We start from the raw sequence: 10,794 nt of genomic DNA, 5'->3' as shown, positions 1-10,794 counted from the left end.
CGACGACCACAAGCGGCGAAAATCATCCGCGCAGGCGCTCACGGTGACGTGCAAGCCAATGGGCCACCGCCAAAAGCGGCAAATCCTTAAACCCATGACTGTCGACCCTGTCCATGAAATCACTGAAAGGCAGAATCTGGGTTCGGATATCCTCACCTTCCGTTGCCAACCCACCATCTTCGATGGTCTTGGTCAGATCAGCCAGCCCGACATAAAGGTATAGATATTCAGTCGATGACCCGCTGGAGGAATACGCGCCGCCTGCATATTCCAGCCGGTTCAGCGCAATCTGGGCTTCTTCTTCGGCCTCGCGCAGGGCCGCCTGTTCCGGCGTTTCGCCTGGGTCGATCATCCCGGCGACCGGCTCCCACATCCAGGGTTCAGGATCCTCAGCCAGAAAGATCGGTGCCCTGAATTGTTCAACTAACAAAACCGTGTCGCGCACGGGATCATATGGCAGGACGATCACGGCGCTGCCCTGCATCAGGCTGCTGCGGTTCAGCACTTTGCCCATCGAGCCATCGTATTGGCGATGCTGCAATGCGACTTCTTCCATCCCGAAATAATTGACATAGGCCGGTTTACGACCGTGCACGATGACGTCTTTGGCAGTGTCTCGTGCATCACCTGTCGCACGTTGACGGGCAGCCAGCTTTGCCCATGCTCGCGTGCGGATCGACGGAAAGCTTCGCGCAATTTGTTCCGCATCAACCTTGCCGTAAAAACCCATAACCTCTTGCGCGGCGAGCATCGTCATCGCGCCCCACTCATCCAACCAGCCCTGCAGCGACCAGAGACCGCCGCGGCTCCAAAGCTCCGGCTCAGGGTAGAACACAAGGGCTTGCGATATCGACCCGTCGGCCAAATCAACTGTCTGCTCCCGCAGGTCGTAATCAAAGCCACCCTCGTAGAAGACCAAACGGTTCTGATCTTCCTCACTCAATCCCCGGAGCAATAACCCTTTGGCAAAACTGCCTTCCTCATGAACAATCATGGGAAAGGCCTGATCCTGCACGCTATGGACTGCATGATCTTTCAGTGTGGCTTGGGCAAATTCAAGTTTGGACGCTGGACGTCCCAAGACAAGCTCCAGCAATGGCAAGTGCCGCAGCGTGCCATAAAAGAACAGATCTGACACTGTTGGGTTCTTTCGTACTTTAAGTTGTTAGCTCACCGCCACCGGCGGGCTGCTTCCTCGGTGACCAGCCCAGTGATCAGAGCCCCAATGATCAAAGTCCACAAGATTTCGGGCACCACAAGTTGCTGACCATATTCAACACCGATTTTAAAGATGGAGATCAGCGCCTCGAACGGGCCGTCATACCGATGGCGCATTGCCAAGCGGAGCATTTCGTTGACACCCTGAACAAAAAGGCCCCAGAACACCAGCGCCGCCATTCCGGTCAAGCCGTTGTTGATTGCGGCAGTCCAGCCCCGGCCAGCACGCTTGCCCATGATCCACCAACCGCAAATCACGCCCAAAGCCATGTTTACGTAGGTGAACATACCGTAGTTCTTACCTTCATCACCGTTTTCGATGACCATACTCGAAACCAAGAACGCCACGATCAAAAGGCATAAGCCAGAAACAAGCTTGGGTGCAGTGGGCATTTCTGAAGTCCGTTCCTTAACTCGGTTTCGCTATAGTGATCTGTGTCACATCGCAATTACCGGTGTCAAAGGCTGCTCCGCAGGCGGTCAAATAATAATTCCACATGCGGCGAAAACGCTCATCAAAGCCCATTTCCGAGATTTCGTCCCACTTGCCGTTGAACGTGTCATACCAGCGGCGCAGGGTCAGGTCATAGCTTTTACCGAATTCTTTCGATTTGACGACTTTCAAACCCGCCAGAGCAACTTGTTCCTTCAAAATGGAAGGCGCCGGAAGCATGCCGCCCGGGAAAATATATTTCTGAATGAAATCAATGCCGTTACGATAAACATCCCATCGATGATCCGCGACAGTGATAATTTGCAACGTCGCTTGCGCCCCGGGTTTTAATCGCTCACGCACAGTGTCGAAATACACAGGCCAGTACTTTTGACCTACCGCTTCGAACATCTCGATCGATGCGATTCCGTCATACTGGCCACGTTCATCCCGGTAATCTTGCAATTTGAATTCAACCAAATCTGAAAGACCAGCATTTTCAATACGCTGCCTTGCAAACTTCAACTGCTCTTGACTGATCGTCAGACCTGTGACCCGCAGGCCACGCTCTTTCGCTGCGTATTCAGCGAACCCACCCCAGCCACAGCCAATCTCAAGAATATGATCTCCGGGTTTTGCACCCATTTCATCGACCATGCTGGCATATTTTGCGGTTTGCGCCTTTTCCAGACTTTCCTGCCCAGTTTCGAACAGTGCGCTGGAATAGGTCATCGTGTCATCAAGCCACAAACGATAGAAATCATTGCCCAGATCATAATGGTACGAGATGTTCTTTTTGGCCTGTGTCCGGTTATTGCGGTGCAACCAGAACCGCAGCCGCTCATACATCTGCACAAGGACTTTGCCGGTGAAATCGTCGTAGACCGTTTCATTACCCATATGCACGAGGTCCATAAAGGATCGCAGGTCCGGCGTGCTCCAGTCACCTTCCAGATATGCGTCGGAAAAACCAAGTTCACCTTCGCGGACCAGGCGGGCAAAAACGTCTGGATTGTGGATATCCACACGCGCAACCGGCCCGGGTTTGGTGCCCTCGGTTCGGAAGACACGACCATCCGGCAGTCCGATGTCCAATCGGCCAGACTGCATCCGGCTAACCATTTTGAATACTTGCGCAAAGTACCTGGGCAGGTCTTTCTGCCCCTCGGTGGTCATCAAAGTCATCCGCTCTCCTCTGTGCGGCCGCGCAAACAGGCTAGGCCGAGTTTGTGTTTGTGGCAAGTTTTCAATTCGTTACTGGTTTTTTCGGCCCTCATAGGCCGCCAATGCACGCGCCCGACCGGCTGCCAAAGTGACAACGGGTTGCGGGTATGGGTCCTGTGGGCTGAGGTTCCATGACTTCGGAACCGCATCAAAATACGCCAGTGCTGTTGCCGGTGGATTGCTCTGCCCTTCGGCAATCCACTGCTGAACGAAGTCCGATTGCGGATCGAACTTTTCCTGCTGTGTTTGCGGATTGAAGATGCGAAAAAATGGCGAGGCATCCGGCCCCGACCCTGCAACCCATTGCCAGCCCATCGCGTTTGCCGCCGGATCCCAGTCGACCAAACAATCCGCGAACCAATCCATGCCAATTTTCCAATGGGTCATTAGATGCTTGGTCAGATAACTCGCCGCAATCATCCGGGCCCGATTGTGCATTCGCCCGGTCACATACATCTGCCGTAACCCCGCATCGACTGCCGGGACGCCGGTTTTTGCCTGCTTCCAGGCGAGAACTTCGGGTTGGTCCGCATCAGTATTCCAGGGAAATCTATCCCACTCCGGCTTCCAATTACCGCTGAGCAAGGATGGAGTGTGATACATCAGGTGATAAGCAAACTCGCGCCAGACCAATTGGCGCAAATAGGGTTCACCCCCCTGAACGCCCGTCATCCCGGCCCGCTGAACTGCGTGCCAGACACTGCGAGGGCCTATTTCACCTAAAGACAGATACTCGGACAGGTTAGATGTTCCGTCCAAGTCCATACGATCCCGGTGATCTGAATAGTTGGCGATGCGGTCCAGAAAATGATGCAAAGACTCAAAAGCTGCGGTTTCGCCCGGTCGGACATGGGGTGTGACCACGGATGCTCCGCGGCGCATCTGCGCGCCCAGATGCCAATCCTCAAGATTTTCAGAAACGGGCCACATCGCGGGCGGTTTGAGATGAGACACAGCGTTGTTTGGGGCCGGAACATCCCGGCTGCGCACTGAACGCCACATTGGAGTGAACACACGGAACGGCTGTCCTGTTTTCGTCGCCACTGTCCAAGGTTCGAACAAAAGATGGCCGGCGAAGGATTTTACCGTGACACTCTGGTCGGTCAGAGCCGTCTTGATTTTCGTATCTCTGGCAATGGCGTCAGGGTCATATGCGCGAGTCCAAAACACATCGCTTGCACCAGTTTCGACGACGAGCTGCTGCAATACGGTCAGCGCATCCCCATGCCGCAGGATCAGGCGGCTGCCAGCCTGTTCTAGCGCCTGGGCAAAAGCCTTTAGGCCCAATCCAAGACGCCATTTCGGCGCTGCGCCCAAAGCCTGGACCGTGTGGTCCAGAATGAAAACTGGTATGATCGGTCGCCCGCTCTCAAGCGCGGCGCTCAGTGCAGGGTGATCCGACAGGCGCAAATCCCGTCGGAACCACATTATGATCGGTGACCGCTGCTGTTCCATGTCCGCCCTGCTCTTTTCTTCTTTCTTCGGTTACGAAGCAGAGGGGGAATTGGATCACAAAACGTCGTCTAGTGCATTCAAAAGCTGATCAATTTCCTGTTGAGACGTATAGTGCGTGAAACTGACCCGCAGCACGCCCTGATCCGGATCGACGCCCATAGCCGTCAACGGGCGCACGGCATAGAAATCACCTCCGCCGGCCATGATTCCATATCCAGTCAGATCGGCGGCAACCGCTTCGGCATTGCGGTTCAACGCCAGGGCCACAGTCGGCGCGCGGCGGCTGGCATCTGATGTTCCGATCAGGCGAACGGCGTTGCGGTCTTTGACCGCATCCAGAACCGGTTGCAGCAATGCGACCTCGTGCGAGCGCATCAGATCATGGGCGAATGAACCACGCTCGGCCGCTTCGCCGGTTGGCCCGCTATGTTGGTCGCACAGCAGATCAATATAATCCGCCATGCCCGCGCTGGCCGCAATCTGGGCATGGTCCGGTCCCGCCGGAGTAAACCGTTGGTACAGCACGTCGCCGTTGAAATAGTGCCCCTGGTTCGGCAGCATCTCCCCCAGCGTACGCCGGATGACCATACAACCCTGATGCGGCCCATATGTTTTGTAGGCCGAAAACAGATAGATATCCGGCCCCAGATCACCAACATTCGGAAACCCGTGTGGTGCATAGGATACGCCGTCAACGCATACAAATGCCCCCGCCGCATGGGCAATCGCGGTGATCTCGGTAACCGGGTTGATCTCTCCGATCACGTTCGAGCAATGGGGAAAGCACACCAGACGCACGTTTTCGTCCAACAGGTTTTCCAAGTCCATCGGATTCAAAGACCCGGTTTCGGGATCAATCTGCCATTCGCGGATTTCGATCCCCTCGTCCGCTAGCCGCCGCCACGGACCTGAATTTGCCTCATGATCCTGATTGGTGACAATGATGGCCTCACCCGGTTGCATCCATTGGCGGAAAGCTTGCGCTAGGACATAGGTGTTCTGCGTAGTCGAAGGGCCAAAGCTCAGCTCATCCGTCTCAACGCCCAATATGGCGGCCATGCGTGCCCGGGCTTCGTCCATTTCCTCACCGGCAAGACGGCTGGCCTCATAGGGTGCATAGGGTTGCACTTTGCGCTGGTTATAATACCGCGTCAGGCGGTCGAGAACCGGCTTGCAAGTGTATGACCCACCAGCATTTTCGAAGAATGCCTGGCCTTGCAGGCTGGGCTCGGAAAAGGCCGGAAACTGTGACCGGACAAAATTGATATCCAGAGTGCTCATGACACGTCTCCCCTTGATCATGCGCGTTCATTCAAGAGGTGTCCGAGCATGATTTCGAAACCCTCAGAAATCATGGCAGGTCTTCCAGCCCAGTCCGCGCGATAGGCGCTGACAGCCCCCGCTACCGGTCCGGCGCGGGAACGCGCTCAAATTGCAAGGACTGAGATGGTTCGTCAAGCGTTCAGGTTTGCTAAACGCGCACAAAAAAGCCGGGCATCCAAACCCGGCTTTTAAGCAAACTGTAAAGCGGTTTAGCCCTGAACTTTGGTGTAGGTCCCCTCACCGGCCAAAATGCCCCGGAACCCGCCCGGTTCGTCCAGCCCGAAGACAATCAACGGCAGATTGTTGTCGCGCGCCAGTGCAATGGCCGACGCGTCCATGACCCGCAGGCGTTTGGCAAGAACATCATCATAGCTGACGGTGTCGTACCGCACGGCATCCGCGTGTTCCTTGGGGTCCTTATCATAAACACCATCGACGCCGTTCTTACCCATGAAGATCGCCTGACATGCCATTTCATTGGCGCGCAGGGTCGCGGCAGTGTCGGTGGTAAAATACGGGTTTCCGGTTCCGGCGGCAAAGATGCAGACCCGCTTTTTCTCAAGGTGGCGCACGGCACGGCGGCGAATGTAGGGCTCGCACACCTCGTCCATGCGGATGGCTGAGATTACCCGGGTGAAAACGCCGATTTCTTCCAACGCGGACTGCATCCCCAACGCGTTCATGACCGTTGCCAGCATGCCCATGTAATCAGCCGTAGTCCGTTCCATCCCCTGTGCCGATCCGCTGAGACCGCGGAAGATATTACCGCCGCCAATCACCATGCAGATCTCGACGCCCAGATCGTGCACCGATTTGATCTCTTGCGCGATGCGCTGAACTGTGGGCGGATGCAGGCCGAACCCCTGATCGCCCATAAGCGCCTCGCCCGAGATTTTCAGCATTACGCGATCATACCTTGCCTTTGTGATTTCGGCGGTGTCGGTGGTCGGGGAAATGGTCATGTTGCGCTCCGGGCTGGCACGGGTTTATTTTCAGGCGCAAAATGAAGCAAAACCGCCGCAGGTTCAATGCGATTGGTAAGGAATGAGGCAGTCCGAGATGACCGAACCCGCAAGATCGCAGATATTGGACCGCCTGCCCCCCATTCCTGATGGGAAACCTGTGCTGATTGCAGGCCCTACCGCCTCTGGAAAGTCCGCCCTTGCCCTGTTGATCGCCGAGCAGTTCGGTGGCGTCATCGTGAATGCCGATGCCAGCCAGGTCTACGATTGCTGGCGCGTGATTTCCGCCCGCCCGTCTGCTGAAGAAGAAGCCCGCGCGCCGCATCTTCTGTACGGACATATCTCATATAATCAGGACTACTCCACCGGCCATTGGTTGCGCGAGGTGAAACCATTGCTGACCGGCGGCGCACGCCCCATTATTGTAGGGGGCACCGGCCTATATTTTTCTGCGCTGACCGAAGGTATGGCCGATATTCCACCTACACCGTCCGAAATCCGGGCCGAGGCAGACAGCCTAACCTTGCAGACTCTGATCGCGGGTGTGGATGCGCAGACGCTGGCCCGGATCGACACACAAAACCGCGCCCGTGTTCAGCGGGCATGGGAAGTGTACAATGCCACCGGTCGAAACCTCAGTGACTGGCAAGACACCACACCACCCCCGGTTTTGGACGTGAAGAACACAGTGCCCATCGTTTTGGACGTGGATAAACAATGGCTTTTGGACCGCATCACGCGCCGCTTTGACCTGATGTTGGACACCGGTGCATTGAACGAGGTTGAAAGGATGCGGGACCGCTATGATCCGTCGCTTCCGGCATTCAAGGCCATCGGAGTACCCGAGTTGATGGCCTATATCGACGGCACCATGACGTTGGATGAAGCCCGCGAACGGGCCACGATCTCGACCCGCCAATTCGCCAAACGACAGCGCACCTGGTTTCGCGCCCGCATGAAAAGTTGGAATCGGGTCGACTTATCAAAGTGATACCTGATGCGGTTGAAGTCGCACTGATCGCGAACACACATGCAGAGAATTCGCGGCGAATCCACTGCCGCGAAACTGAACCTGCCAAGGGATTCCCCTGGGGCAAAAAAAGCTGATAGCGGTAAACACCGCCCGTCAATGTCGTTTTTGTACCTCGAATGACGATTTCGAACATTGACCTCACCAAAATTCTGGTGCCGAATGTCGGTCATGGGGATGTCCGAAATCCGAGATCAGAAGACTAATGAACCTGCCGGCCGGAGCATTCCGGCCTGAGCGGTTCGCCACTTCATCCAAAAAAATACTGTCTCACAGGGAGTAACGTTAATGAATAATCAAACGATGACCGGAGCACCGATGCACTGGGCGGCAGAAATGCACGCACAGGAATATCGGGACGGCAAACTGAACCGACGCGAGTTTTTGACCCGCACCACGGGTCTTGGGGTCACCGCCGCCGCAGCCTATGGCATGATCGGACTGGCCGCCCCAGCGCGTGCGGCCGGAGAAGATGCAAAGAAAGAAGGCGGCACCCTTCGCGTTCAGCAGGAAGTGCGCGCCCTGAAGGACCCACGCACCTATGACTGGTCGCAGATCGCGAACGTCACCCGCGGCACGCTCGAGTATCTGGTCGAGTACAACTCGGACGGTACGTTCCGCGGCATGTTGCTGGAGGGCTGGGAAGTCAACGACGACGCAACCGTTTACACTCTGAAAGTCCGCCCGGGCGTCAAATGGAACAACGGTGACGACTTCACCGCGGAAGATGTGGCCCGCAACATCGGGCGCTGGTGTGACAAGAGCTCGGAAACCAACTCGATGGCGGGTCGCTTTGCGACACTGATCGATCCTGAATCTGGTCAGGCCATTGACGGCGCAATCGAAGTTGTCGATGCCAACACCGTCAAACTGAACCTGCCGGCCTCTGATATCTCGCTGATCGCAGGCATGGCGGACTATCCGGCAGCTATCGTACACAGCTCGTTCAGTGAAACCGATCTGCTTAACAATGTGGGCACCGGCGCATATCTGGTGCAGGAATTGGAAGTCGGCGTGAAAGCCACCCTCGTTCGCAACGAGAACCACACCTGGTGGGGCGAAGAGATCTTTGGTCGCCCGGCGCTGGACAGCATCGTCTACATTGACTATGGCACCGACCCGTCCGCATGGCTGGCCGCGCTGGAATCCGATGAAGTCGACATGTTGTATGAATCGGTTGGTGAATTCATCGACGTGATGGACAGCCTCGGCTATGTGAAGTCCGAAGTTGTAACCATGAACACCATCGTCGTTCGCCCGAACCAGTTGGCCGAGATTGACGGCAAGAAGCCTTACGAAGACAAGCGTGTGCGTCAGGCTCTGCAAATGGCGGTTGATAACTCGATCTGTCTGGAATTGGGTTACGGCGGTCGCGGTTCGCCTGCGGAAAACCACCATGTTGGTCCAATCCACCCGGACTATTACGAACTGCCGCCACAGAAGGTTGACCCGGAAGGCGCGCGCGCGCTGATGGAAGAAGCCGGAATGATCGATTTCGAGCACGAGCTGATCTCGATCGACGATGACTGGCGCCGGAACACCACCGACGCGGTTGCAGCGCAGCTGCGTGACGCGGGTATCAAGGTCAAGCGGACCGTTCTGCCGGGCAACACGTTCTGGAACGACTGGGCGAAATACCCCTACAGCTCGACCAACTGGAACCACCGTCCACTGGGCGTGCAAATCTGGGCTCTGGCCTATCGTACCGGTGAAGCCTGGAACGAATTCGGCTGGGCAAATGCCGAGTTTGACGCGCTTCTGACCGAAGCGCTGGCCATCGCGGATGCCGACAAGCGCCGTGAAGTGGTCGCCAAGGGCGAGGCGATGATCCAGGAAGAAGGCGTCACCATTCAGCCTTACTGGCGTTCGCTGTATCGCCACATGAAGGACGGTCTTGTCGGCACCGACATGCACGTGTCCTTCGAGCACCACCACTATAAGTGGGGTTGGGCGGCCTAAAACCTGCCAGACGTTAATGGGGGCGCCTGAACAGGGCGCCCCTTTCCAGCCGCAGACAGGCCGACACGGGGTCGGATGTCCGAGGCCAGACAATGGTCCAATGATCTGCGGAACACCCGAACAACAGGGGCCATCATGGGACTATTCATCCTCCGACGGTTCGGCGTCATGCTTCTTACTGCATTGTGCCTGACTTTCGTGGTCTTCTTTCTGACCAACCTCTACCCGAACCTGGAAAAGCTTGCGAAAACGCAGGGCAACCAGCGGATGTCCGACGAACAGGTTGAGACCTGGTTGGACAATCGCGGTTATCTGCAACCAACGCTGGTCAAATACGGTCAATGGCTGGGGGTTTTGCCAGGCTATACCAAGACACTTGATGACGGCACGTTCCTTGGAACGTGTACCAGACCGGGGTCGACCGAGGAAACGACCTCCAGATATTGCGGTGTTTTGCAAGGCGACTGGGGCTATTCCAGCGTGTTCAAAGACGAGGTCGGCACCATTGTTGGCAAACGCCTGGGCAACACCGGCTATCTGATGTTTTGGGTTTTGGTCCTGATGGTGCCATCCGCGCTACTGGTCGGAGTATTGGCCGGGATGCGCGAAGGATCAGCGCTTGACCGGTCCCTCTCCACCTTCTCGATCATCACGACGGCGACGCCGGAATACGTATCAGGCGTGATCTTCATCGCGATCTTCACCTCGTCCACCGTGGGCCTGAAATGGTTCAAGGGCACTGCAACGCAAGCGATGGACAATCCGACCTTTGAGAACTTCTTTCTGCCGGTTCTGACCATTGCGCTTTACGGGATGGGCTATATCGCCCGGATGACCCGCGCTTCGATGACCGAGGTGATGACCGCACAATACATCCGTACCGCGCGTCTCAAGGGTGTTTCCTTTGGCAACATCGTTATGAAGCACGCGCTGCGCAACGCTCTGATCGCCCCCTTTACTGTCATCATGCTGCAGTTCCCATGGCTGCTGAATGGCGTGGTAATTGTTGAAACCCTATTCAACTACAAGGGTTTCGGCTGGGCACTGGTACAGGCGGCGGGCAACAACGACATTCAGCTCTTGCTGGCGATTTCGGTCGTGTCGGTCTTTGTGGTGCTGGTGACGCAGCTGATATCCGATATCGGCTATGTCTACCTCAACCCGCGCATCCGTATTTCGTAAGGGAGATA

9 protein-coding genes are annotated in these 10,794 nt (G+C 56.2%); 3 read left to right on the top strand and 6 right to left on the bottom strand.

What is annotated here, in order from left to right:
* Positions 1–22 precede the first annotated feature (22 nt).
* From AC2FD9_RS02180 to pyrH, 6 genes are all read right to left on the bottom strand, one after another.
* Positions 23–1,138 (bottom strand): NUDIX domain-containing protein, encoded by a 1,116-nt coding sequence (locus AC2FD9_RS02180; protein ID WP_496835165.1) that lies wholly within the window; start codon positions 1,136–1,138, stop codon positions 23–25.
* Between the two features lie 32 nt (positions 1,139–1,170).
* Complete coding sequence (locus AC2FD9_RS02175; RefSeq protein WP_058273774.1) at positions 1,171–1,611, bottom strand: TrgA family protein; 441 nt, start codon at positions 1,609–1,611, stop codon at positions 1,171–1,173.
* Between the two features lie 16 nt (positions 1,612–1,627).
* Positions 1,628–2,836, bottom strand: coding sequence for a class I SAM-dependent methyltransferase (locus tag AC2FD9_RS02170; protein WP_496835163.1), 1,209 nt, complete (start codon positions 2,834–2,836; stop codon positions 1,628–1,630).
* A gap of 69 nt (positions 2,837–2,905) precedes the next feature.
* Positions 2,906–4,330: a cryptochrome/photolyase family protein gene (locus AC2FD9_RS02165; protein ID WP_496835161.1), complete on the bottom strand. Its 1,425-nt coding sequence runs from the start codon at positions 4,328–4,330 to the stop codon at positions 2,906–2,908.
* Positions 4,331–4,384: 54 nt separating this feature from the next.
* Positions 4,385–5,611 (bottom strand): aminotransferase class V-fold PLP-dependent enzyme, encoded by a 1,227-nt coding sequence (locus AC2FD9_RS02160; RefSeq protein ID WP_496835159.1) that lies wholly within the window; start codon positions 5,609–5,611, stop codon positions 4,385–4,387.
* A 251-nt stretch (positions 5,612–5,862) separates the two neighbouring features.
* Positions 5,863–6,615: a UMP kinase gene (gene pyrH, locus AC2FD9_RS02155; RefSeq protein WP_109312162.1), complete on the bottom strand. Its 753-nt coding sequence runs from the start codon at positions 6,613–6,615 to the stop codon at positions 5,863–5,865.
* A gap of 97 nt (positions 6,616–6,712) precedes the next feature.
* Here pyrH and miaA point away from each other — a divergent pair, with 97 nt between their 5' ends.
* From miaA to AC2FD9_RS02140, 3 genes are all read left to right on the top strand, one after another.
* Positions 6,713–7,606 carry a tRNA (adenosine(37)-N6)-dimethylallyltransferase MiaA gene (miaA, locus tag AC2FD9_RS02150; RefSeq protein ID WP_496835157.1) on the top strand — a complete coding sequence of 298 codons (894 nt, stop codon included), beginning with the start codon at positions 6,713–6,715 and terminating at the stop codon, positions 7,604–7,606.
* 327 nt (positions 7,607–7,933) lie between these two features.
* Complete coding sequence (locus AC2FD9_RS02145; RefSeq protein WP_282151047.1) at positions 7,934–9,604, top strand: ABC transporter substrate-binding protein; 1,671 nt, start codon at positions 7,934–7,936, stop codon at positions 9,602–9,604.
* Between the two features lie 135 nt (positions 9,605–9,739).
* Positions 9,740–10,786: an ABC transporter permease gene (locus tag AC2FD9_RS02140; RefSeq protein ID WP_058274233.1), complete on the top strand. Its 1,047-nt coding sequence runs from the start codon at positions 9,740–9,742 to the stop codon at positions 10,784–10,786.
* Positions 10,787–10,794 lie beyond the last annotated feature (8 nt).

The sequence above is a fragment of the Ruegeria sp. YTSC230 genome (assembly GCF_059609665.1).
The sequence above is the reverse complement of the archived record's forward strand: the minus strand, read 5'-3'. Positions and strand labels throughout refer to the sequence as shown.